Source organism: Xanthobacter autotrophicus (assembly GCF_030015065.1).
Classification (GTDB): Bacteria; Pseudomonadota; Alphaproteobacteria; order Rhizobiales; family Xanthobacteraceae; genus Xanthobacter; species Xanthobacter autotrophicus_D.
This window is the reverse complement of the sequence record NZ_JAIVFN010000075.1, coordinates 1-23,814: the sequence shown is the minus strand read 5'-3', so window position 1 is coordinate 23,814 and position 23,814 is coordinate 1. Positions and strand designations below refer to the sequence as shown.

The window sequence follows — 23,814 nt, the reverse complement described above, 5'->3', positions numbered from 1 at the left end:
CTCCCCAACCCTCCCCCGCAAGCGGGAGAGGGGGCGACCGCGCCACCGTCCGGAGCGGTCAGTGGAAGAGGATCACCGCCTTCTGCAGGGTGGTCCACACGCCCCAGGCGAGGGGCACGCCCACCACCAGCCATGCCGCGACCACCAGCGGCAGCGGCGTCGAGCCGGAGGCCACGGGGGTGGAGCCGCGCGCCGTGACGGCGACGCCGCCGTTCTTCGCCTCTTCCTCGAAGTCCTCGAAGTCGGCGTGGGCGTCCTCTTTGGCGAGGGCGGCCTTGCTCATCTTCCTGAGGTCCTCGTCCTTCATGTAGAGGTGCTCGGCCACCGGACGGACCAGAAGGTTGCACACCAGGCCCAGCACCAGCAGGCCGGCGAGGATGTACATGGTCTGGTCGTAAGCAGCCTCACGCGGGATGCCGGAGGCGATCTGGTATTCGCGCAGATAGTTCACCAGCACCGGGCCGAGCACGCCGGCGGTGGCCCAGGCGGTGAGCAGGCGGCCGTGGATGGCGCCCACCATGTGGGTGCCGAAGATGTCCGCCAGATAGGCCGGGATGGTGGCGAAGCCGCCGCCGTAGAACGACAGGATGATGCAGAAGGCGGCCACGAACAGCACCACCGAGCCCATGTGGGCGGTGGTGGGCACCAGCGCATAGAGGCCGAAGCCCAGCACGAAGAAGATGGCGTAGGTCATCTTCCGCCCGAGCTTGTCGGAGAAGGAGGCCCAGGCGAAGCGCCCGCCGATGTTGCACAGGCTGAGCAGGCCGGTGAAGCCCGCCGCGATGGCGGCGATCTGCGCCTTCTGGCCGGCGTCGAGCTGGGAGAAGGTGAGGTCGAGGCCGATGAGCCGTCCGCCGAACACCTCCTGCAGCATGGGCGAGGCCATGCCGATGACGCCGATGCCCGCCGACACGTTGAGGCACAGCACCGCCCACAGCAGCCAGAACTGGGGGGTGCGCCAGGCCACGTTCAGGTGCACGTGGCGGTGGGTGACCATGGCGTTGGCGGCGGCGGCCGGCGGCGTCCAGCCCTTGGGCGCCCAGCCCTCGCGCGGCACCCGATAGCCCAGCGCGCCGCCCACCATGAACACGAAATAGAGGGCCGCCATCGCCAGGAAGGTCTGCCATACCCCCACCGAGGTGGGGGAGGCGAAATGCTGCATCAGCATGTTGGCCAGAGGCGCGCCGATCATGGCGCCGCCGCCGAAGCCCATGATGGCCATGCCCGTGGCCATGCCGCGCCGGTCCGGGAACCACTTGATGAGGGTGGAGACCGGCGAGATGTAGCCGAGCCCGAGGCCGATGCCGCCGATGACGCCGGAGCCAAGCCACAGCATCCAGATCTGGTGCAGGTAGACCCCCGCCGCCGAGATCACGAGGCCGCCGCACCAGCAGAAGGCGGAGACGAGGCCCGCCTTGCGCGGGCCCGCCGTCTCCAGCCAGCCGCCCCAGATGGCGGCGGAGGAGCCGAGCAGCACGAAGAACAGGGTGTACATCCAGCCCAGCGCCGAGATCTGCCAGTCGCAGGAGGTGGCGAACAGGGCGGCCAGAGCGCTCATGTCGGCGGGGCAGGCGACGGGGGCGCTGACGCCCACGGCCCGCGACAGCGGCAGCCAGAACACGCTGAAGCCGTAGGCCATGCCGATGCACAGATGGATGGAGAGGGCGGCCGGCGGCACCAGCCAGCGATTGAAGCCGGCCGAGGCGATGGTGCGCTCCCGGCTCAGAAACGGGGGTGGCGCGAACGTGGTGACGGACATGTTTCCTCCAGCTTTTCTTGTTTGGCGCGCCGCCTTTGGCCGGCGCGCGGCACGCCCGCCAAGCAAGGGCAGGGCCAGCGGGAGGAGTCTTGATCCGTCAATAGCTTGGCTATGCCCGGCCGGGCGCGGATGGACAAATTGTCCAGTCCGGCCGGCCGTGCCCCGGGGCGCGAAGGTCAAACTGACGCGCGGGCGAACTGCCCGCCCATGTCGCCGAGCACACCGATGCGCACCACAGTGTCGGCCGGCCGTCCGATGCCCGCTTCCTTGTTCTTCGACAGTTTGATACATCGCAATTGGTTGCGATTGAGACCAAGTTATACAGTTGCAGATGCAACACTCAAGGTCGCCGCGCATCGGCGGCCGAAGAGGAGAGGGTGCAGGCCCCTGGAGCCATGTCGAAGCGGAAGGTCGAGCGACTGAACCTGTTGAAATTCATGCCGTTCCGGTTCAATCGGCTGGCGGCGGAGTTTTCCAATGCGCTTGCCGCGGAATACATGGCCCGCTTCGGCATCGACATTCCCGAGTGGCGGGTGCTGGCGACGCTCGGCCTGCGCGACGAGCCGCGCAGCGCCCAATATGTGGTGCGCTGCACCCGCACCCACAAATCGCGCGTCAGCCGGGCGGTGGGCTCGCTCGTCACGCTCGGCTACGTGGCGCGGGCGGAGGCGGCGGACGACCGCCGCGAGGTGATGCTGGAACTCACCCCCAAGGGGCGGGCGGTCTATGGCGAGCTGGTGCCGCTGCTGCTGAAGCGCGAGGAGGCGATCCTCTCCTGCCTCACGCCGGACGAGCGCGCCCAGCTTAACCACCTGATGGACAAGCTGGAGCGGAGCTTCGACCTGGTGCAGTGCGGGGAGTGAGTGCCCCCTTTGGACGTTTGTCCGAGATCTGTCCAGACGTCGTGGCCGGGCCGGCTTTGACCGGGACCGACACGTGCTGGCAGTGGAGATTTGAGTGTCGTATGTAGGCTGGACAACCGTACCCGTCGTCTTCAGGCTACCCGGCTGAGGACTGGCTGCGCCGGGTAGGCCCATGGCATGAGGTCGTCGATGCGGCTGTTCCCGCATCGCGCGGCGGATGTGCCGCGCCGGCATCAGGGGCCTGGCTGCCTTGCCACGGCGTGCCCAGACGACGGACAGAACCGAGATGGAACGTAGAGCGGCTTAACTCCGTCCACTTTTTCGGGGGAAGATCAAGGACTGTGGACCAGGGTCGGTGTATTGCTGCCGCCCTTCACGTCCCAGGAATGCGCGAATTTCTTCGCCGCTGCCGGATATGAGCCGAATCCGCTCTCAGATGAAATACAGCCATGCGCGCATCCTGCTGCTCGCCAACCATATCGGCGACCGCGCGGTGCTGACCCAGGCTTTGCAGGAGGCGGGTGGCGGGTCCCGATAACGCGCCTTCGAGCGAGGTGGACGCCGGTTCGCGTGAAGAAAACGCGTCACCACAGGAATCTATCGGAGCGCGGGCCTGCCGCGCTCAGCGGATGGCGTCGAGCGCGAGCCGGGCCTCCAGCGCCTCGGCGGCTTCCTTGCGCTCGCTGTAGCGGTCGGTGAGATAGGGCGCCACGTCACGGGTGAGGAGCGTGAATTTCACCAGCTCCTCCATCACGTCCACCACGCGGTCGTAATAGGGCGACGGGTTCATCCGCCCCGCAGGATCGAACTCCGCATAGGCCTTGGCCACCGAGGACTGGTTGGGGATGGTCAGCATGCGCATCCAGCGCCCGAGGATGCGCATCTGGTTCACCGCGTTGAAGGACTGGGAGCCGCCGCACACCTGCATCAGCGCCAGCGTGCGGCCCCGGGTGGGCCGGATGGCGCCGATGGCGAGCGGGATCCAGTCGATCTGCGCCTTCATCACGGCGCTCATGGCGCCATGCCGCTCCGGGCTGCACCACACCTGCCCCTCGGACCACAGGGCCAGCTCGCGCAGCTCCTGCACCTTGGGATGGTCCGCCGGCGCTCCGTCCGGCAGCGGCAGATCGTGCGGGTCGAAGATGCGGGTCTCGGCGCCGAAATGGGCGAGCAGCCGCTCCGCCTCCAGCGTCAAAAGGCGGCTGTAGGAGCGCTCCCGCAGCGAGCCGTAGAGCAGCAGGATGCGCGGGGGATGCCGGGAGGGCGCGGCCGGCCGCAGGAGATCCAGGGACGGGATGGGGAGGACGCGCGCGTCCAGGTTCGGGAGGGCATCGTCGCTCATGGTGTCTGGCGTGCGGGTTTTGCAACCTGCCCCTCGCGTTCGTACCAGCCCTTGGAGCGGTTCACGATCCACACCACCGAGAGCATCACCGGCACCTCGATGAGCACGCCCACCACGGTGGCGAGCGCCGCACCCGACTGGAAGCCGAACAGGGAGATGGCCGCCGCCACCGCCAGCTCGAAGAAGTTGGACGCGCCGATGAGGGCGGACGGCCCCGCCACGCAATGCGCTTCGCCGGCGATGCGGTTGAGGATGTAGGCGAGGCCCGAGTTGAAATAGACCTGGATCAGGATCGGCACCGCCAGCAGGGCGATGACCAGCGGCTGGGCGATGATCTGTTCGCCCTGGAAGCCGAACAGCAGCACCAGCGTCGTCAGGAGCGCCACCAGCGAGACCGGGCCGAGCCGCGCCAGCACGCGCTCGAGGGCTTGCGGCCCGCCTTGCGCCAGCAGGCGCCGGCGCACCAGCTGGGACACGATGACCGGAACCACGATGTAGAGCACCACGGACAGCACCAGCGTGCCCCACGGCACGGTGATGGCGGACAGCCCCAGCAGCAGCGCCACGATGGGGGCGAAGGCCACCACCATGATGGCATCGTTGAGCGCCACCTGGGACAGGGTGAAATGGGGCTCGCCCTTCGTCAGGTTCGACCACACGAACACCATGGCGGTGCACGGCGCGGCGGCGAGGATGATGAGGCCGGCGATGTAGCTGTCGATCTCGGCGGCCGGTAGCAGCGGGCGGAACAGCCAGCCGATGAACAGCCAGCCGAGCAGCGCCATGGAGAACGGCTTCACCGCCCAGTTCACCAGCAGCGTCACGCCGATGCCGCGCCAGTGGCGTCCGACCTCGCCCAAGGCGGCGAAGTCGATCTTCAGCAGCATGGGCACGATCATCAGCCAGATGAGCACCGCAACGGGAATGTTGACCTTCGCCACCTCCACCGCGGCGATGGCCTGGAACGCGGCCGGCGCCAGATGGCCCAGCGCGATGCCGACGATGATGCACAGGCCGACCCATACGGTGAGGAAACGCTCAAAAATGGACATGATCGAAATCTCTCTGCCGCTTGAAACCAGCGGCCCCGGTCCTGGACCGGCGCCGCGCGGACGTCAGCCCGCGGTGACGCGCCGGCCGGCCTCGTCCACCACGCGCTCGCCGTCTTCCTTGGCGAAGGCGCCCTGCTGGGGTGGAAGCAGGTCCAGCACCAGCTCGGAAGGCCGGCACAGGCGAACGCCCTTGGGCGACACCACGAGGGGCCGGTTGATGAGGATGGGGTGGGCCATCATGGCGTCGAGCAGGGCGTCGTCGGTCAGCGCCGGATCGGCGAGGCCCAGCTCGGCATAGGGCGTGCCCTTCTCCCGCAGCGCGTCGCGGACCGTGAGGCCGGCGCGGGCGATGAGCTGGGCCAGGAGCGCGCGGGTGGGCGGCGTCTTCAGGTATTCGACGACGTGCGGCTCGATGCCCGCATTGCGGATCATGGCCAGCGTGTTGCGGGAGGTGCCGCAGGCGGGGTTGTGATCGACGATCACGTCCATGGCGGGCCTCACGCGACATCCGGGCGGGGCTGGGTGGTGCCGTCGAGCCGGCCGATCTCCCGCAGCTGCGCGCCCAGCGCAAGCCGGTCGAGCTTGGCAATGGGCAGCGCGGTGAAGACCGAGATGCGGTTCCGGAGATAGCGGAAGGCGGCGACAAAGGCGGCCTCCTTCTGGATGTCGGTGCCTTCCACCGCCGCAGGGTCCTCGATGCCCCAATGGGCCGTCATGGGCTGGCCCGGCCAGATGGGGCAGGCCTCGCCCGCGGCGTTGTCGCAGACGGTGAAGACGAAATCCATGACCGGCGCGTCGGGGGCCGCGAACTCCGCCCAGCTCTTGGAGCGGAAGCCCTCGCAGGGATAGTCGAGGGCGCGCAGCACCTTCAGGGTATAGGGGTTCACCTTGCCCTTGGGCTGGCTGCCGGCCGAGAAGGCCCGGAAGCGCCCGGCGCCGTCCTTGGTCAGGATGCTCTCGGCGAGGATGGAGCGGGCGGAATTGCCGGTGCAGAGGAACAGCACGTTGTAGACGTGCCCGGACGTGGCTTCAGGCATCATCGCTTCAGGCATGGGCGTCCTCGGTCTTCGGTTCGCAGGCGCAGGAGAGGGCGGCGACGGCGGGGGCACACACTTCGGGGTGCCCCTGGCAGCAGTCGCGCATGAGGAAGGCGATCAGCTCCGACAGGGTTGCAAAGACGGCGCTGTAGATGATGGAGCGCCCCTCGCGGCGTGAGCGTGCCAGCCCCGCCTGCTCGAGATGGCTGAGGTGGAAGGAGATGCGCGAGGACGACGCCCCGTCCATGGCCGCGCCGATGGCGCCGGCCGGCAAGCCGTCCGGCCCGGCTTCCACCAGCAGCCGCACGATGCGCAGGCGGGTTTCCTGCGACAGGGCCGCGAAGGCGGCAATGGCCTGCTTCTCGTCCATGAAACGAAACATCTCAATGATTTTTGAAAAATTGACATTTCCTGCCGCCGTTGGCAACAGCCTCCCTCCGGTCATGTCGTGTCGCCGCAGCGAAAACGGCCGGTGCCCGGGCGTATGACCCTGGCGAACGGCATGCCGGCGCCAGCGCACCGTCTTCGGCCTGTTAAATTTGCGTCCTAAGACGTTGCAGGATGAGGCCGTGTTGAGATCCGGTCCGGGTCCTGCCCCGCCCGGGAAGGCAGGGTGGCGATATATGAAGAAGACCCAGATCGTCGAGGAGCTTGGGGAGGGCGGCCTGCTGCTGCCCCGGCTGATCGAAGACGCGTTGCATGCCAACGACAGCGCCAAGCTGCGCATGACCGCCCTGCAGGAAGCGGCTGCCCATGCCCGCGATCCCGTGCGGCCGGCCCGCACCCTCGCCGCGGAGGCGCGCGCCGCCGGCGTCGGCGCGGACGACCTCGATGCGGTGATCGCCGGGGCGCGGGCGCTGGAGGGCGGCGGTTGCCTCGTCCCCGGAGCCGGTCGCCTGGCGGCCGGCATCCTGGACGACATCGACCTCATGACGGCCCCGCTCGAAGCTGCCCGCAGCGCGGGCGCTCCGGCCTTCCGCGCGCGCCTCGCCGCGCTGCGCGGCGACCTGCCCAGGATGGACGGCGACGTGGTGGATGACGGCGCCCTCGCCGCGGTGACCTCCGCGCGCCGGGGCGGTGCGGACAGCGCCCATCTGCTCGTCATGGACCTGCACAAGGCCCTGAACCAGCTCACCGCGCAGATCGCCGTCGAGACCGTCGCCGGGGCCCGTGCCCTCGGCATTGACGCGCAGGACCGGCCGCGGATCGAGGCTTTCATGCGCGGACTCGACGGCACCCGGGGCCTCGTCTTCGGCCATCCGGGCCTCGACACCACGGCGAGCCGCAATGGCGGTCGCCTCGTGCTCCAGAACGACATCGGCACTACGGATGCGCACGTCATCATCGTGACGGTGGAGGGCCTTGCCGCCACGGTGACCTACACCGACGTGCACCGGGTCCGCGCCCGCTTCTTCATCGCCCTGTTCCGCGATTTTTCTGCCGAATGGACCCCGCTCAGCGAGCGCAGCGCGCCGGGGCTCGCCGAGGATGAACCCTTCTACCTCGTCACCGGTCGCTATGCGGGCCGCGACGAGGCGGACCTCGACGCCTTCCTCGCCGCGGTGGGCGCCAACCTGCCGTTCCTCATCGACTGGAACAAGGCGCGCAAGGCGCTCAAGACCTTCGTGGACAAGGCCACCGCCATCCGCCTCCTCGACCGGGCGGCGCGTGAGCAGCACGGCCATCGCGCCTTCCTGGAGCTGGGCGGCGCGGAACTGGTGTTCGAGGCGGTGCGGCATAATGCGGAGGGCCGGGTGCCCTACGGCGCGCGCCTCGACCGCGTGCTGGGCGAAGCCGCGGTGGAGCGCTTCCTCGGCGAGGTGCTGCGGCTGACCGCCGAAGGGCTCCGCGCCAACCGCTCGGTGCGCCTCATCCGCGACGAGGTCCGGGCGGAGCTGGCCCGCGGCTTCGGCTCGGCCGAGCAGGAGATCCTCGACCATGCCCTGCGCCAGCTCGGCCTCGCGCGCATGCTCGCGGCCCGGCTGGCCGAGGCTCTCGATGCCGGTGCCGGCCTCGCCGAGGCGGAGCGGGAGGCGTTCCGCGCCGCCGCCAAGCAGCTGGAGGAGAAGGCCGACCGCCAGGTGCTCGCCGCGCGCGAGCGGGCGAGCGGGCCCTATGCCCGCGGCAGGAGCTTCCTGCCGCTGATCGATTCGGTGGAGGACGCCATCGACTGCTTCGAGGAAGCCGCCTTCCTCCTCGCGGTGGCGCGCCTGCCGGACCAGTCCGGTGGCACCGGCGTCCCGCTTCGCGCACTGGCGGAGCATGCGGTGGACTGCAGCAGCGACCTGGTGCGCGCGGTGGCCGCCTCCTGCGATGTCCCGGCCGGGCTGCGCGAGGACATCACCGGAACCCTGGAGGCCATCGAGGCCGTGATTGAAGGCGAGCGCCGCGCCGACCAGGCCCAGCGCAGCGTCCTCGCGGCGGCCCTGAGCGCGCCGGAGCAGCCCCAGGCCTTGTTCGCGACCGTCGAGCTGGCCCGCGCCATCGAGACCGGAACCGACCATCTGGCCCGCGCCGCCCTCGCGCTGCGGGCCGGCGTGCTGGAGGAGACCGCGAAATGACCCTGTTCCAGGCTCCCCCCATCCCCGCCGCCGACGCGCCGGACGACCGCCTCATCGGCTTCATCGGCGCGAAGGACGCCGGCGCCCCCCTCTCTCCCCGCGCCTTCGGTTCCAAGGCGGCGCAGCTGTGGCGCATGAACGCCCTCGGGCTCAACGTCCCGCCCGCCTTCGTGCTGTCCACCGCGCTGTGCGGGCGCGAGCGCAAGCCGGGGAAGATGGAGCACCTCATCCGGGAGGGCGTCCAATACCTTGAACAGGCGACCGGCCGGGGCTTCGGCGACCGCCGCCGGCCGCTGCTGGTCTCGGTCCGCTCCGGAGCCGAGAAGTCCATGCCGGGCATGCTGGAGACGGTCCTCGATGTCGGCGCCACGCCCGAGACCGTTCGCGGGCTGATGCGCTTCTATGGCAATCCCCGCCTCGCATGGGACTGCCGGCGGCGCTTCATCGAAGCGTGGTGCGAGGTGGTGGAAGGCCTGCCGCGCGCCCCGTTCGAGGCGGCGCTGAAGGATCTCACCGCCGCCGAGGCCGTGGCGGAGGACCGCGCCCTCGACCCCGAAGCCCTCGAACGCCTGGCCGCAACCTATCTCGACCTTGCCCGCGATCGTTTCGGCGTCGTGGTGCCGGCCGAGCCCGAGCGGCAGCTCGCCGCCGCCGTCGAGGCCGTGTTCCGCTCGTGGGACGCGCCCAAGGCCGTGGAATACCGGCGGCTGAACCACCTCGAATGGCTTTCCGGCACTGCCGTCACGGTCCAGGCCATGGTCTTCGGCAATTCCGGCGCGCGCTCGGGGTCGGGCGTCGCCTTCTCGCGTGATCCCGCCACCGGCGCGAAGACGCTCTATGCCGACATGCTGTTCGAGGCCCAGGGCGAGGATGTGGTCTCCGGCCGGCGCCAGCCCACGGGCCTCGCGCGCCTCGAAACCCTGCTGCCCGAGGTGGCGGCGGAGCTGAAGCAGGGCGTGGCCACGCTGGAGCACGCCTATGGCGATGTGCAGGACGTGGAATTCACCATCGAGGATGGCCGCCTGTTCTTCCTCCAGACCCGTGCCGCCAAGCGCACCCCGCGGGCGGCGCTGAAGATCGCGGTGGACCTCGTCGCCGAGGGCGCGCGCACCGAAGCCGAGGGCCTCGCCCTGCTCGATGGCGTGGATCTTTCGGCCGTGGCGACCTCCCGTTTTCCGGACAGCGCCGAACCGGCCGCACGCGGCGTCGCGGCATCCCCGGGCTGCGTGGCCGGCCGCGTCGCCCTCGACACGGATGCCGCGCGGCGCTTCTCGCAGGCGGGTGACCCGGTGATCCTGGTGCGGCCGGACGTGGCGACGGACGACATCGCCGGCCTTGCCCTCGCCGCCGGCATCCTCACCGCCGTGGGCGGGCGCACGGCCCACGCGGCGGTGGTGGCGCGGCAGCTCGGCCGCGTGTGCATCGTGGGCTGCGGCGCCCTCGCCATCGACCTGGAAAGCCGCGCCGCCCGCCTCGGGACCGCCGGCGTGGCCGAGGGCGACTGGCTCTCCCTCGATGGCGATGCGGGGACAGTGTTCCTCGGGCGCCGCGAGGTCGTGCTCGACCGGCCCGAGGCGGAGCTTGCCGCCGTCGCCCGCTGGCGGGAAGCCGTGGCCGGCGCCGCAGGCTGAAACGGGCAAGCGCCGCCGATGGAGGTGGTGTCGATGACCCGCCGTGTTGCCGTGGCGATGCGGGTCAGGAGGCCGGCATCGGGATGGGTGATGCAGACGGTCTTCCCGTCCGCCGACACGGCGATGCCGGCGGGCGCCTTCGGATCGGAGCGGATGTGCAGCGACCGCGCCGCCATCGGCTGGACGCCGGGAACCGCCGCCAAGCGCGGCATCGTCACCATGCGCCGGGTGCTGAAGGGGCGCTGAGCGGCGTGCCCCCATGTGTCCCCTTGGGGAGCCGCCTTATACCAATGGCCCGTGCATTTCCCTGAGGCGACGACAGGCCCCTCCTGAGCCTGAAAGGCGTCGCGCGGTCCGGGGAGAGGCGGGACAGCGGGAGCCTGCGCCCGGCGCTCATCCGTCGTCGAGCGTCCACGCCCGGCGCGTGGAGGCGAGGCCGTAAAGGCAATAATATAGCCAGATCGGCTTCTTGAACTGCTGTGCCGCGCGCTGCTTCGCCTGCCGCATGGCTTGCCCGGCCGGCAGTCCGGCTCCGGCGAACTCCTCATAGAACAAGCCGGCGAACTGAACGGCCTCCACTTCCGGAACCGGGCCGAGCGTTCCGATGAACGGCCGCGCGCCGGCGAAGTAGAATTCACGGCCGAAGCTCTGGAACTCCGCGAGCAGGAGGTCGGCTGTCGCCGACCCGCAGGCATTGGCGAAGACCACCGCGCCCCATTTCAGTCCCAGCCGGTGCACCTCGGCGGGATACAGTCGCCCGCCGATCCCGGCCTTGTAGGAGAGGTAATAGCCGGGATCGCGCCGGCCATGGCAGGCGAAGTGGATGATATCCTTGCCCTTGCAGGCTGCCGCGATGTCGTTCCAATCCTGCTCGATGAGCGGGGGGCTGGCCCGGTCCGCCTTGTCGCCGAAGGTGCGCGAGCCCAAGCGGGTTGGCCTGTCGATGCCGTCGCCGACGATCAGGGCGGCGCGGTTGAGCGTGGTGGGAAGGCTCGACGGCGGCGCCACAACGGAGTTTGGCGGCACCGTCGCCACCGGCGCACGGACCAGCAGGAAGCGATCCCCCCAGAGCGTGTCGTCCGGCCGGCAGGCGAGGAGTTCCCACGGCACCCAGTCGGCATCGCTGTCGATGACGACGATGGCATTGTCCGGCAAGGCGGCGAGGGCGGCGGCGAGCGAGGGCGGGGCGATCTGGCGATAGAGCTCGAACCCCAGGGCGGCGAGCTGCGCCAGCACGGCGGCAAGGTCGGCGGGGGAGAGGTCGTTCTCCAGGGTTTGCCGGACATATTTTCCCTGGTCGGCGGCGAGCCGCGCCGCCGTTTCCGGCCCGAACCGGCTTGGCGAGGAGCCGAGCGATTCGGGCGGAGTGTCGCCCCGTCTGAGAAGCGTCCATTTGAGATAGTCGTCCGGCTGCATCTTCACCTGCAGCACCGCATGGGCCGCGCCGCGAAGCTCGGCCACCTCCCGGGCCAGAGGCTCCAGAACGAGGGTCTGCGCCTCGCCGGTCGCGGCGGGCGTGGCTTCCGGCGGAAGGGCGGCGTGGGCCTCGGTGACCTCGGTGACGACGCAGCAATGGCCCAGGACATCCGTTCCCAGGAGGAACTTGATGTCGATGGGTTGTCGCCCGGCGGTGCGCGGCGTCAGCAGGAAGGAGACCTCCGCGCTGTCTGCGTCGCGCGGGACCGTGAGCACCTGGAACGCCGGGCTCACCTCGAAGGCCGCCGCCATCACCAGGACGAGCAGCCTTGTCTCCGTCTGGGTCGCGGCGAACGGCACCGGGAACGCCTCGCCGGCCGAGGCAGCCGCGTCCACGAGAAGGCGCACCCTCAGGGTTTCGGCGTGACCGAGCGTGCACCGGGCCGGGAAGGATGCGAGCGGATGCCGCATGACCGTCCCGGCCGGGGTGGGGGCCTCTGGCGCCGGGCTTCGATCGCGCGCAACGACGCTCCCCTCCGGCGCTGCTCCGTCCGGCGTCGTCGTCGCCTCCCCCTCGACGTCGGGCAGCCCCGCGCGCTGCCGTGACGCCTGCGGATCCGGCATCCTGGTGGAAAAGACGCTGTCCCGAATGACCTTGCCGATTGAGTGCGCAATCCGCCCGAAGACGGAGCCGCCACGGGACGCGGGTAGTGGGGCCGTGCTGCGTGCCGCGCCGTCCTGAGGGGTTGAAAGAATATCCGGCCCCGCCCGCATCCGGTTCTCGGACTGGATGAAATTGTCGAGCCGCGCCGAGGTGCCGAGCTCCTTGTAGGTGTGGCCGGCATCTCCGGCCACATCCGGCACAGCCACGATGGCTTCCCGCAGGATCGGTATGGCGGCCCCGGGGTCCTCGGTCCATGCGTGGGCGTCCGGGCCGGCGCGAACCAGGGTGCCCAGCCAGACCATCTCGTCCGGTGTCACCTCGGTGGGGCCGATGTGGTGGAAGCGAATGCCCAGCGCCTCATCGCGGCGGAGGATCCGCAGCAGCAGGTCCGTGGCTTCCCCCCGCTCCGCCGAGGCGGGCAGTTGGAGCGCGCTCCAGGCGAGGGGCGGCAGCGCCACATGGGCCGACATGCGCGCGGCGACCCGTTGCGCCCGCGCCTTGGCCATTCCCTGCCAGGAAAGGCCGGCCCGGATCACGGCAAAGGCCGTTGGTGTATCGGTGAAGTCCTCCAGCGCCTCGCTGGCGAGAAAGGCGCCGAGGCGCTCGGCCGTCACGCCGGGCGGACGATTGCCCTGCCGCTCCGCTTCTATCGCGGCCATGAGGTCGGGCCCGGCCGAGATCGCGGAACGGCCGGCGAGCAGGGTGAGCAAAGGCCCGGCTGCCAGGGGGCCGAACGCCGGCAGCATGCGCTGGGCGGTCTGCCGGACGGTGGTGTCGGGGGCGGTGATGGCCAGGGCCAGCAGGTGCTCGACGGCGCCGTCGATCTGTGCCGTCTCGAGGCAGTCGAGTGGCGCGCGGAAGGCCGTGTCGAGCCCGGCGGCTGCGGCCGCGCTCGCGTCGAAAAGGGTGAGGTCGCGGCGCGCCTGCCGGAACGCTTCCTGCGCTTCCTGCGCCATGCGACGCTCCGGATCCGCCTCGACCGCGGTCGGCTGGCCTCCGATCCACGGCTCTGTCGCGGTGCGGGTCCGGTGGGCCACGTAGAAGGGCTGGATCAGGCGGAACGGGCCGCGCCGCGTGATGCCGGCGATCAGCGGATTGACCGCCTCGACCCAGTGGGCGCCATCGCCCGATGCGGCCGCGACCACCCTTTCCGGTGTGGTTTCGAGCAGGCGGGAGGCCAGCGGCACGCCATCGGCCCCGGCGCGTTCGAGGGCAATGGCCAGGATCGCCGCCTCGGCGACGGGGAGTGGTTCCGGCAGGCGGGCTTGTCGCGCGCGCAGCAGATCCGCCGCTCCGTGCGGGGCGAGCCACGGGGCCGCCCGCGCCGCGCCGATGCGGATCTGGTCTATCGGGTCCTCAAGCGCAGCTTCGAGCGCCCGGAGGGGTTCGCCCGGCATCGGGGGTCAGTCGCCGAGGAACTCGGCGGCCTTCTCCTTACCCGAAAGGCCGATGGCCAGGATGAGATAGAGGAAGAAGCCGGCCGCAAGCCCAAAGGCATAGGCATCGAAGCGCGCGCTCTCCGCGGGAAAGAGCGCGAGCACCGCCGCGCCGCCCACCGCCCCGATCACGGTCGCGATGTCGGAAAGACCGACCTGCTGCTGGCTGCGCCGCAGGGTTCGATAGGTGATGTAGCCGATGACAAGCCCGAAGAAGAATGCCCCCATGGCGGGTCCCCCCTTGCGATGCCGCAGATGGAGCATATCGACAATTCGGTGGCGCTCAATCCCCGGGCGAGAGCCTTGGCGCCTGCACCCGGTCTTCCCTTCGCCAGGGCAGGGGCGAGCGCGGATCACGATCGTCGGGCAGCGCGAACCAGCGCGCTCAATGCGAGCAGCACGGCCGAAGCGGCAATGCCGGCCATAACGACACCGGCCGGGGTCCAGCGCGCTGTGCCCTGCATCGTGATGCTCCTGCCGACCTTCAGGTCCCAGGTCGCCCTCATCTCTTCCGGGTGACAGGGGGATGAAGGCTTCTGATCGTCGGGCTCGTCCGTCATGGGATCCTCGCTGTCCCGCCTTGCCTGAACATACAGCCGGCGCGTGGCGGAGCGGGCGGCGCCCCGCCGTCAGGTTCATCTTCACAGGGCGAGGGTTGGATTTCATCACATTGCGGATGCCAGCAGGCGACGGCTGAAGCTGGTCCACCCCGTGGCTGGAAAATCCTCCGACCGCTGGAATTCTGCGCTGCCGATCAACGCCCGCAGACGGGGAAAGGGTGCGGATGAGGGGATCGAAAAGTGGATCTAATGAACTAATATATATCATAATAATTGAGCTATCTGACATCAAATGCCAACGAAAATGCCAACAGATCGACGTTGTGCAGGGGGATGGCGCCGGCGATCGCGTTGCCGACGAAAAAAAGCGGAACGAGGTGGCCACTCTCACGCCGCCTCCCACACCCGGTTGAGGCTCTTTGCGGCGAGCGCGGCCTTGTCCTGCGGCAGGAACCGGCCATCGTTGTTAGCACTCATTTCCGGCGCGTCCCGGATGTTTGGCCCGCCGGCTTGCGGAGCCGGTGACTATGGACCGTTCAACCGCCGAAGGTGAAGCCGGGAAGGCTCGGCCGGGTGATCATCAGCCAAAAGATGCCGGCCACTGCAGCGAACGCCGGAAAGCCGAACGCGAACCAGGTCGAGAACAGACGGTGATAGGCTGCGGGCAGTGGCGAACCGCTCGAAGATGCAGCCTCTGCAAGGGCGCGCATGCGCATCTGCATCCACACCACCGGCAACCAGAATGCGCCTGTGAGGAGATAGAGCAGGATCGACAGAACGATCCACCCCTCTCCCAGGGAATACCCCGCGTTCCAAGCCAGCAGGGCGCCGCTGATAGGTTGGAGGACGATGGCCGTAGCGGTGAAGATGAAGTCCGCGAGCACCACCATGCGCGCCACCGCGGCGATGGTGGCGGCGGAGCCCGTGCGATGGGCGGCCACCATGAAGAAGGCGATGCCGGCCCCCGTCCCCAGAAGGACCGTGGCGCCGAGGATGTGCAGATATTTCAGAAGGAAATAGTCCATCACCGGTCGCGCAGCGTGGCCAGCGCCTGAAGATGCAGGACGAGGACGGGAAGAATCTTGACCAGGGGGCCAAGCGGGTCGAGCCACAGCCGTGGTACCAATACGGTCGCGGCGAGGGCATAGAGCACCGAAAGTCCTGCCCCGCCCAGGAGCGCCAGCCGCGAGGTGCGGCGCCAGGCGATCCCGAGGCCGATGGCGAGATCGGCTAATGCTCCGGCAAGCGCCAGCGGCAGGGCGAGGGTGCCCGCGCCTGCCTCCTGAAGGAAGACTTCGCCGGCGGAGGCGGCCGGGCCGAGGGAGATCAGGCCGGTGACGATCCAGAACAGGCTGAGGGCTACCAGCACCACCGGCTTCAGCAGATACAGTACGGCAAACCAGCGCTCCTGCACGCCAGCCGGCTCCGCCGACAGGGTCGCCGCCAGGGATTGGGGGACAATGCCCGTCATCGTCTGCCACGCCTGCGGGTCGCCGGCAGCCCCGCGGCGGATCTCCGCCAGGATCGTGCTGCGGACCGGCGGGCGCCAGCCGAGCAGCCCGGCGGCATCACCGAGCCGGAACACGAGGCCCGCGAGCACCGCAGAAATGCTTACCGTTCGCGCGGGCGGCCATCCGAGCCAGGCACGATAGGTGCGGATGACATCGACGAAGGACAGATGCTCCGGCCCGGCGAGGTCGAGCACGACCCGGCCCGGTGCACCCGGCCGCAGGAAGAAGGCGACGGTCGAGGCCACATCATCGAGCGCGACGATGTCGAGCGGGCCAGTGCCCTTCACCACCGGCAGAACGGGCAATGTGGCGAGCGCGCGGAACAGGGCGCTACCGCCATAGGCTTGCCGTCCCACCACGACGGACGGCCGCAGAACCATCCATTCGAGGTCACTGGCCATCAGGGCGGTGTCGCCGACCTGTTTGGTGCGGGAGAATGCAGTGGGCGTGCCGGCGTCGAGCCCGATGGCGGAGACCTGGACGAAGCACCGGACGCCGCTTTGCGCGCACGCCAACACCAGAGCCGTGATAGCTGTCGCATGCACGGCTTCCACGCTCTCGCCCGGAGCGTCCTGCAGGAGGCCGGCACAGTTTACGACGGCATCGAGACCGGCGAGGTGATGCCTCCAGTCCTGTGCCGTGGCGAGGCTGCTCATATCAAGGTCGTTCCATTCCACTGCGGGCTGGCTGCGGGCCGAGGTGGCGGTGCCGCGGGCCCAGCCCCGCACCTGATGCCCCTCCGCCAGGAGGCGGGCGACCACGGAGGAACCAATGAGCCCCGTCGCGCCGAGCACCCCCACCCGCATGGTCGTCTCCCCCGCACGGCCGTTCCCCGCCATCGCCAGGAGCAGGGTCAAGGGCCATCCCATAGCGCAGGCTCAGCTGAGGCACCAGCGGACCGCGCCCTCATGCCGTGGCCGCACAGGGCGCCGAACTCCAAGTGATATGGGACTGAAGCGTGCCTTCCGGAAGCGTCCTTCACTATTCGGGCAAGTCGCTCCAGAGTCCCTTGCTCAGGAGGCCGAAGGTCACCCCTCTAACACCTTCAGCACGAACACTCCCACGACGCGCCCCAACGGCTGTTCGGCGACGTGCTCGCGCCGAACAGCCCGGCAGACAGCAGGCCGAAGGCGATGCCGGTCTTCATCACGCGATCCCCATCCTGTCCGGGCGGCGCTCCGCTGTCAGCGCCCGAGATACTTGATGAGCGCGGCGATGCCGAGGACGACCAGCGCCAGGATGAGGAGGCCGAAGAGCCACATGCCCCACATGCCGCCGCCCATCATTTGATCGTAGTGCATGATGGTCTCTCCTCTGCAGGTTCAGGCCACCTTCACCACCGCCATCATGCCGGTGGCCATGTGATAGAGGTGGTGGCAGTGCAGGAACCATTCGCCTTTTGGCCCGGCGTCGAAGGCGATGGTGACGGGCATGCGCGGCGGCACCATCACCGTGTCGCGCACCGCGCCGGAGAAGCGCCGCCCCCCGATGCCCACCACCTGGAAATGGTGGCCGTGCAGATGCATGGGATGGCTCATGGTGGTGGGGTTCATGAAGGCCATCTCCACCCGCTCGCCAGGGCTGACGGCGAAGGGCCTTCCCTCACCATAGGTGCGGCCGTTGATGGTCCAGCGATAGCCCGCCTCCTCGCCGAGCATGATGGGGAAAACCTTGTCCGCCTTGCGCTGCGCGAGCGGCCTCCCGGCGGAAAGGCGCCCTTCGAACGCAAGGTCGAGCAGGCCCTGCGGACGGTCGGCGGTCTCGGCGATGCGCGCGACGGGCGCTCCGGCAGTGGCCAGGATGAGCCCGGTGCGCCGGGGCGAGGCCTCTACCTGCGCCAGCACGGGGAAGGCGCCGCCGCTCGCCGGTATATCCACGAGAAGGTCGATGCGCTGGCCCTGGGCCAACGGAAATGCCTCCGCCTCCATGGGGACGCAGGGTGAGCCATCCACCGCGACGCAGAGCGGCGTCAGGCCCGGCACGCTGACGAAGAAGGCGGTAGCGGTGCCGCCGTTGATGATGCGCAGCCGCACCCGGCCGCCCTTCTCCACCTTCACCACCTCGGGATCTGCGAGGGTGCGGCGATTGGCGAGGAAGGCGTCATAGTCGACGTCATTGGCATGAGCCATCATGCCTCCACCCATTCCCGCGCCCATCCCGCCCCCCATGCCGTGGCCCATGTGGCCGGCGTCGGCGCCAACTGGAGCGGGCCCCATCATCCCGCCGCCCATGCCACCCATCGCGCCCATGCCGTGGCCTGCATGGTCCATTCCCGGCATAGCCATCCCCGCCATGCCCTGCGTGGGCTGGCTCGCTCCGTGAGCTCCGTGGCCGCCATGGGCGTCCGCGCCACCGAGGCTGGCGAGGATCTCCTCCGGGCTGCGGAAGGAGAAATCGTGCAGCATCACCACCACGTCCTGCGCATCGCCCGCATCGGCCTCGCGGGTGACGAGGGGGGCGGCGAGCAATTGCTGCTCGCTCAGCGTATGGGAATGCATCCAGTGGGTGCCGGGCGTGAGGAGAAAGTCCACCTGGTCCGTCCCGCCGGGCACCAGTTCGCCGCCATCGGGGCGGGCGCGATCCTGGTCTGCCGGAGCGAAGATCTGACCGTGCCAGTGCATCACGGCCGGCGCTCGAGAGGCATTGAGCACCGCGCCAGCGAGGCGGTTGCCCTCCTTGGCGAAGATGCCTTCACCGGTCGGGCCTTTCACGGCGAAGACCTTGGCCGCCTTGCCGTTCACGTCGAGCGTGAGGCTCTCCACGGTGAGGAGGGGAGCGGCGAGGGCGCGGCTCCACCCGCCCGACACGGCAAGCGCGCCCATGGCGGCGCCGCCCGCGAGCAAGGAGCGGCGGGACAGGGAGTACAGGTGCTTAGGTCGGGTCATGGTCGGCCTCCTTGGTGCGTCGCCGGGCAGACGAGGCGAGGCAGGGATTGAGATCAGTATTTCGCCTGGGCCGTGGAGCCATCCGGCGCGGTGAGCTGGACGGCGCCCTTCACGCCCTTGGGCACGGCGACCGGCGCTGTCCCGGCAAGCCGGCTGCCGCCGGCGGGCGTCAGGGGGAAGCGCTGGGCCTTGCCGTCCACCACCAGGATGGCATTGGCCTTGAAGCCATCCGCCGGAACCGGCTTGTCTGAGCTGTCGCTGAGATAGAGCGCGACGGCAGGCGTCCCGTCGGCCACCAGTTCCGCGTGATAATGCCCGGCATCCACGCGCACGCCGCCGTTGGCGCCGGTGCCGGGCTCATGCGCGAGGAGTGGCGTCGCGAGCAGGGGAAGGGCGAGGAGGGCTGGCGCAAGGGGGCGGAAGATCATGGCGGGCTCCATTCAGAAGGCATCTGCACGGGCGGCGGCTGGGGTGGGGCCGGGCTCGCCCGCCGTCACCACCAGCCGCTCCAGCGGGCGGCGGCCGTAGCGCAGGACGAGGACGGGGGTGAGGACGGCATCGAGCAGCGTCGCGCTGACGAGGCCGCCGAAGATGGTGACGGCCACCGGGTGGAGGATCTCCTTGCCCGGCACCTCGGCCCCGCTCATGAGTGGCAGCAGGGCGATGCCGGCGGACGCGGCCGTCATCAACACCGGCGTGAGCCGCTCGAGGCTGCCCCGCCTCACCAGGGCCGGGCCGAACGGCAGGCCCTCGGCGATGGCGAGGTTGATGATGTGGCTGATCTTCAGGATGCCGTTGCGCGCGGCGATGCCCGTGAGCGTGACGAAGCCGATCATGCTCGCCACCGACAGGGGCTGCCCGGCCAGCCACAGGGCCACCACCGCGCCGATGAGGGCCAGCGGCACGCTGCCCATGATGACGAGCGCGAACAGCGCCGAGCGGTAACGGCTGTAGAGGATGGCGAAGACCAGGAGCAGCGACACCGCCGCGAGCGCGCCGATGGTGCGCATGGACTCCTCCTGCGCCGCGAAGGCGCCTTCGAGGCTCGTGGACATGCCGGGCGGCAGGTCCGTCGTGGCGATCACGCGGCGCATGTCGGCGATGATGGCCGCCGTGTCGCGCCCGCCGGAGGTGTTGGCGAGCACGACGATGCGCCGGCGCCCGCCCTCGCGCAGGATCTGGTTTGGTCCGTCCGTCTCCTTCACGTCCGCCACCTCGGAAAGGGGCACCCAGCCGGATGGCGTCTCGATGAGGAGGCGGGCCAGCCCCTCGGCGCTGCGCGTTGCATCGGGCAGGCGGACGATCAGGTCGAAGCGGCGGTTGCCGTCCACGAGGGTCGAGACCACGCGCCCGTTGGAGAGCCGCGCCAGCGCGTCCGTTACCTGGGCGGGCTGGAGGCCATAGAGGGCGGCGCGGCCGTAATCCACGCGCACCGTCACCTCCGGCACCCGCACCTGCCGCTCCACCTGCAGGTCCACGAGGCCGGGAATGCCGGCGAGGCGCTGGCGCAGGCTTTCCGCCGTGGTGCGCAGGCTGTCGAGGTCGTCGCCGAACAGCTTCAGGGCGATTTCGGCCCGCACGCCGGAGAGCATGTGGTCCAGCCGGTGGGAGATGGGCTGGCCCACGTTGAAGGACGCCGGCAGGACGGAGAGGCGGTCGCGGATGTCGGCGGTGATCTCGGCCCGGCTGCGGGCGGAGGGCTGAAGGTCCACTTCGATCTCGGAGGCGTGCACGCCCTCCGCATGTTCGTCCAGCTCCGCCCGCCCGGTGCGCCGGCCCACCGCCTTCACCTCCGGCACGCCCAGGATCAGCGTCTCGGCGACAAGCCCCATGCGGTGGCTCTCGGCCAGCGAGAGACCCGGACGGAACGACATGGAAATGGTGAGCGAGCCTTCGTTGAACGGCGGCAGGAAGGCGCGCGGCAGGCCAGCGGCGGCGGCCAGAGCGGCGACGAACAGGAGGGCGGTCCCCACCATCACCAGGCGCTGGTGGCGGAAGACGGTGGAAAGGAGGGCGGCGTAGCCCCCTTTCAGCATCCGCACCAGCGCGCCGTCCCTTTCCGCATGGCGGCTGAGGGCCGGCAGCAGATAGAAGGCGAGCACCGGCGTGAGCGTGATGGAGGTCAGAAGGCTCGCGAGGATGGAGACGATATAGGCCTGCCCCAGCGGCGCGAACAGCCGCCCCTCGATGCCCGGCAGCGCGAACAAAGGCACGAACACCAGCACTATGATAAGCGTCGCGTAGACGATGCCGGAGCGCACTTCGCGGCTTGCCGCCACCACCACGTCGAACACGGGACGAGGCACCGACGCGGCGGCATTCTCGCGCAAACGCCGGAAGATGTTCTCCACGTCCACCACGGCATCGTCCACCAGCTCGCCGATGGCGATGGCGAGGCCGCCGAGCGTCATGGTGTTGATGGAAAGGCCAAAGGCGTGGAACACGATGGCGGTGGCGAGGATCGACACCGGAATCGCGGTGAGCGAGATAAGGGTGGTGCGCCAGTTGAGCAGGAACAGGAACAGCACCACGGCCACCACCGCCATGGCCTCCATCAGCACCTTCTCCACATTGCCGATGGAGGCGGCGATGAAGTCCGCTTGCCGGAACACCGGCGGGGAGATGCGGATGCCGTCGGGCAGGCTGAGGTTGAGGTCGGCCACCGCCTCCTCCACCGCGCGGGTGAGGGCGAGGGTGTCCGCCTCCGGCTGCTTCTCCACCGAGAGGATCACGGCTGGCCGCCCCATATAGCCGGCATCGCCGCGCTTCAGCCGCGCCGCATAGTCCACCTGCGCGATCTGGTGGAGGAAGACAGTGCCGCTGGCGGGGCGCGGCAGAACGAGGGTCTTGAGGTCGTCGAGGCTGAGAGTGCGGGCGATGTTGCGGATGAGAAATTCCCGCCCGCCCCGGTCGGCGAAGCCGCCGCCGGAATTGGTGCCGAACTGGGAGAGCGCCTTTTCCAGCGCTTCGAGCGTGATGCCGTAGGCGCGCATGGCGGAAACGTCCGGCGAGACGCGGAACTGCCGCACCTCCCCGCCCATGGGGATGACTTGCGCGATGCCGGGAATGGCGAGGAGGCGCGGGCGGATGACGAAGTCCGCCGCCTCCCGCACCGCCATGGGAGTGGCGGTGTCGCTCGTCACCGCGAACATCAGGACCTGCCCCATGATGGAGCTGATGGGGCCCATCTGCGGGGAGACGTTCGCCGGCAGCCGGTCCCGCACCAGAGCGAGGCGCTCGGTGATCTGCTGGCGGTTGCGGAAGATATCGGTGCCGAAATCGAACTCCACATAGAGGACCGACAGGCCGACACCGGACACCGAGCGCAGGCGGACGAGGCCGGGCAGGCCGTTCATGGCCGTTTCCAGCGGGAAGGTGACGAGTTGCTCCACTTCGGCGGGGGCGAGGCCTTCCGCCTCGGTCATGACGGTGACGGTGGGCCGGTTGAGGTCCGGCAGCACGTCCACCGGCAGCCGCGTGACCGCATAGGCGCCGTAGACCACCAGCACCAAAGCGAGCGCCAGCACCAGCAGGCGGTTGCGCAGGGACTGGGTGACGAGGACCGTGAACATCGTCGACCTCAGCGGATCTGGTCGAGGAGTTCGGCGCCATCGGTCGCGATGCGGCGCCCGGGCGCGAGGCCCGCCAGCACCAGCACGCGGGACGCGTCGAGCGGCTCCGTCTTCACCTCGCGCGCCATGAATCGTTCGGCGCTGACGTGCTCGTAGACGATGGGCAGGCCGTTCGCCCCGTGCACCACCGCCGAGTGGGGGATGGCGATGCCCGTGCGTGGGGCGCCGGCCTCCGCGAAGACGGTCAGGAACTGGCCGGGGCGCAGTTCCCCGGTATCCGAGGCGACGGAAAACAGGAGGGGAAGTGCCTGGGCCCGGTCGGATATCCCCGCGCCCAGGAAGGTGAGCGCCACGGTTCGCCCGTCGGGCAGGCGGCCTGTCGCACCGGACCGGCCGGCATCCGGCGAGAAGCCGAGCGCCTCCACCCACAGCCGGTTGGGATCGACGATGCGGAACACCACCGTGTTCGGGTCCGCCATCTGCCCCGCCACGGCGTCGGCGGTGGCGATGACCCCGGCGACCGGCGCGCGCAGGGCCTCCGGCTCGCGCTGCACCCGCTCCAGCTTGGCACGGCGGGTTTCAAGCCCCTTCAGCTCGATCTCCGCTTCCTCCACCTCGCGGCGGGTGACGGCGTTGGGAATGGCCGAGAGCCGCTCGTAGCGGCGCTTCACGATGGCGATCTGCTGGTCGAGTTCGTAGCCCTGCTGCTCCAGGTCCTTGAGGTCGGAGGCGCCGATGGGCGGATGCACATGGGCGAGGATCTCGCCGGCCGCGACCTTCGTGCCGGGCGGCTTGAAGCCACCCTCCGGCGGCGCGAGGCGTCCGCCCACGGCGGTCTGGACGAGGCCGCTGGCATTGGCGTCCGGCACCACGCGGCCGGGCAGCTCGACCGTGCCGGCAAAGGTGCCCGCGGTGGTGACGAGGGTGCGCACGCCGAGGATGCGCTGGGTGGGCTTGGGCACAATCACCGAGCCGTCGGGGAGGCGCTGGGCGGCATCCCGGGCGGGGGGCTGCGTGTCCGCCGCCCATGCATCCTGCGGGGTACCGGCCAGAGCGACGCCGAGCGATCCGAGGACGAGGAGCGGGCCCGCCCGCCGGGACATGACCAGCGCACCGGCCAGGAAGCCGATGAGGAGGCCCGCCAGAATGCCCGCGAGGACGTCGGTTCGCAGCCCGCCGAGTTGCGCCAGCACCGCCGGCGCCGCCATCTGCGTGTCCGATGATGTCGCTGCGGCGGCGGGTACGCTCAGGGTGGCGGCAAGAACGTCCACCGTGTCGCCGGCCGTAACGGTGAAGGCGAGGTCGTGCGCGCCCGGCCTGGCGGCGAAGGGAACCGGCAGCACATAGGCGCCCGGTTCCGCGGGCTTCGCGGTCCGCGATCCTTCGGGCGTGTCCACCTCGATGGTGGCGCCTTCCACCGGGGCGTTATCGGCGAAGCGGTCGAGGTGGATGGTAAGGGTGCCGTCGCGCAGCACCGCCACCAGCTCGAAATCGGCGGAGGCGGCCTCGGCGCGGGGGGCGAGCG

General features: G+C 69.8%; 20 protein-coding genes. 5 read left to right on the top strand and 15 right to left on the bottom strand.

Annotation, left to right across the window (positions count from 1 at the left end; all coding sequences use genetic code 11):
• Positions 1 to 58: 58 nt before the first annotated feature.
• Positions 59 to 1,759: an OFA family MFS transporter gene (locus K9U40_RS15205; RefSeq protein ID WP_282890996.1), complete on the bottom strand. Its 1,701-nt coding sequence runs from the start codon at positions 1,757 to 1,759 to the stop codon at positions 59 to 61.
• A gap of 395 nt (positions 1,760 to 2,154) precedes the next feature.
• Between K9U40_RS15205 and K9U40_RS15200 the strand changes: the two genes are divergently transcribed.
• Together K9U40_RS15200 and K9U40_RS15195 are read left to right on the top strand one after the other, a co-directional pair.
• Positions 2,155 to 2,622 carry a MarR family winged helix-turn-helix transcriptional regulator gene (locus K9U40_RS15200; protein WP_282890995.1) on the top strand — a complete coding sequence of 156 codons (468 nt, stop codon included), beginning with the start codon at positions 2,155 to 2,157 and terminating at the stop codon, positions 2,620 to 2,622.
• 436 nt (positions 2,623 to 3,058) lie between these two features.
• Positions 3,059 to 3,160, top strand: a complete 102-nt coding sequence (locus K9U40_RS15195; protein WP_282890994.1) for a DUF2783 domain-containing protein — start codon at positions 3,059 to 3,061, stop codon at positions 3,158 to 3,160.
• Between the two features lie 84 nt (positions 3,161 to 3,244).
• Here K9U40_RS15195 and arsH read toward each other — a convergent pair whose 3' ends face one another.
• The 5 genes from arsH to K9U40_RS15170 form a co-directional block, all read right to left on the bottom strand.
• Positions 3,245 to 3,964: an arsenical resistance protein ArsH gene (gene arsH / locus K9U40_RS15190; RefSeq protein WP_282890993.1), complete on the bottom strand. Its 720-nt coding sequence runs from the start codon at positions 3,962 to 3,964 to the stop codon at positions 3,245 to 3,247.
• Positions 3,961 to 5,016, bottom strand: coding sequence for an ACR3 family arsenite efflux transporter (gene arsB, locus K9U40_RS15185; RefSeq protein ID WP_282890992.1), 1,056 nt, complete (start codon positions 5,014 to 5,016; stop codon positions 3,961 to 3,963). The genes arsH and arsB overlap by 4 nt, the downstream gene beginning before the upstream one ends.
• A 63-nt stretch (positions 5,017 to 5,079) precedes the next feature.
• On the bottom strand, positions 5,080 to 5,505 hold the full coding sequence (gene arsC, locus K9U40_RS15180; RefSeq protein ID WP_282890991.1) for an arsenate reductase (glutaredoxin): 426 nt from the start codon (positions 5,503 to 5,505) through the stop codon (positions 5,080 to 5,082).
• A gap of 8 nt (positions 5,506 to 5,513) precedes the next feature.
• Complete coding sequence (locus K9U40_RS15175) at positions 5,514 to 6,068, bottom strand: arsenate reductase ArsC (RefSeq protein ID WP_414114973.1); 555 nt, start codon at positions 6,066 to 6,068, stop codon at positions 5,514 to 5,516.
• A complete protein-coding gene (locus K9U40_RS15170) occupies positions 6,061 to 6,423 on the bottom strand; it encodes an ArsR/SmtB family transcription factor (protein ID WP_282890998.1) in 363 nt (120 codons plus the stop codon). Before K9U40_RS15170 ends, K9U40_RS15175 begins: the two co-directional genes overlap by 8 nt.
• A gap of 253 nt (positions 6,424 to 6,676) precedes the next feature.
• Between K9U40_RS15170 and K9U40_RS15165 the strand changes: the two genes are divergently transcribed.
• The 3 genes from K9U40_RS15165 to K9U40_RS15155 all read left to right on the top strand — a co-directional run bounded on the left by K9U40_RS15165 (position 6,677) and on the right by K9U40_RS15155 (position 10,491).
• On the top strand, positions 6,677 to 8,614 hold the full coding sequence (locus K9U40_RS15165; RefSeq protein ID WP_282890990.1) for a hypothetical protein: 1,938 nt from the start codon (positions 6,677 to 6,679) through the stop codon (positions 8,612 to 8,614).
• Complete coding sequence (locus K9U40_RS15160) at positions 8,611 to 10,245, top strand: PEP/pyruvate-binding domain-containing protein (RefSeq protein ID WP_282890989.1); 1,635 nt, start codon at positions 8,611 to 8,613, stop codon at positions 10,243 to 10,245. The genes K9U40_RS15165 and K9U40_RS15160 overlap by 4 nt, the downstream gene beginning before the upstream one ends.
• A 90-nt stretch (positions 10,246 to 10,335) precedes the next feature.
• Positions 10,336 to 10,491 carry a hypothetical protein gene (locus tag K9U40_RS15155; RefSeq protein ID WP_282890988.1) on the top strand — a complete coding sequence of 52 codons (156 nt, stop codon included), beginning with the start codon at positions 10,336 to 10,338 and terminating at the stop codon, positions 10,489 to 10,491.
• Positions 10,492 to 10,638: 147 nt separating this feature from the next.
• Here K9U40_RS15155 and K9U40_RS15150 read toward each other — a convergent pair whose 3' ends face one another.
• From K9U40_RS15150 to K9U40_RS15110, 9 genes are all read right to left on the bottom strand, one after another.
• Positions 10,639 to 13,722: a CHAT domain-containing protein gene (locus K9U40_RS15150; RefSeq protein WP_282890987.1), complete on the bottom strand. Its 3,084-nt coding sequence runs from the start codon at positions 13,720 to 13,722 to the stop codon at positions 10,639 to 10,641.
• A gap of 6 nt (positions 13,723 to 13,728) precedes the next feature.
• Positions 13,729 to 13,989 (bottom strand): hypothetical protein, encoded by a 261-nt coding sequence (locus K9U40_RS15145; protein ID WP_282890986.1) that lies wholly within the window; start codon positions 13,987 to 13,989, stop codon positions 13,729 to 13,731.
• A gap of 125 nt (positions 13,990 to 14,114) precedes the next feature.
• Entirely contained in the window at positions 14,115 to 14,321 is a 207-nt protein-coding gene (locus K9U40_RS15140; RefSeq protein WP_282890985.1) for a hypothetical protein, read from the bottom strand.
• Between the two features lie 536 nt (positions 14,322 to 14,857).
• Positions 14,858 to 15,346 carry a DUF2269 family protein gene (locus K9U40_RS15135; RefSeq protein ID WP_282890984.1) on the bottom strand — a complete coding sequence of 163 codons (489 nt, stop codon included), beginning with the start codon at positions 15,344 to 15,346 and terminating at the stop codon, positions 14,858 to 14,860.
• Positions 15,346 to 16,638 (bottom strand): SDR family oxidoreductase, encoded by a 1,293-nt coding sequence (locus K9U40_RS15130; protein ID WP_282890997.1) that lies wholly within the window; start codon positions 16,636 to 16,638, stop codon positions 15,346 to 15,348. The genes K9U40_RS15135 and K9U40_RS15130 overlap by 1 nt, the downstream gene beginning before the upstream one ends.
• Before the next feature lie 516 nt (positions 16,639 to 17,154).
• The gene (locus tag K9U40_RS15125; protein WP_282890983.1) at positions 17,155 to 18,717 is read right to left on the bottom strand and encodes a multicopper oxidase family protein; all 1,563 of its coding nucleotides are present in this window, start codon (positions 18,715 to 18,717) and stop codon (positions 17,155 to 17,157) included.
• A 53-nt stretch (positions 18,718 to 18,770) separates the two neighbouring features.
• Positions 18,771 to 19,145, bottom strand: a complete 375-nt coding sequence (locus K9U40_RS15120; RefSeq protein ID WP_282890982.1) for a hypothetical protein — start codon at positions 19,143 to 19,145, stop codon at positions 18,771 to 18,773.
• 12 nt (positions 19,146 to 19,157) lie between these two features.
• Positions 19,158 to 22,289, bottom strand: a complete 3,132-nt coding sequence (locus K9U40_RS15115) for an efflux RND transporter permease subunit (RefSeq protein WP_282890981.1) — start codon at positions 22,287 to 22,289, stop codon at positions 19,158 to 19,160.
• 8 nt (positions 22,290 to 22,297) lie between these two features.
• A partial coding sequence (locus K9U40_RS15110) for an efflux RND transporter periplasmic adaptor subunit (RefSeq protein WP_282890980.1) occupies positions 22,298 to 23,814 on the bottom strand: 1,517 nt, incomplete at its 5' end.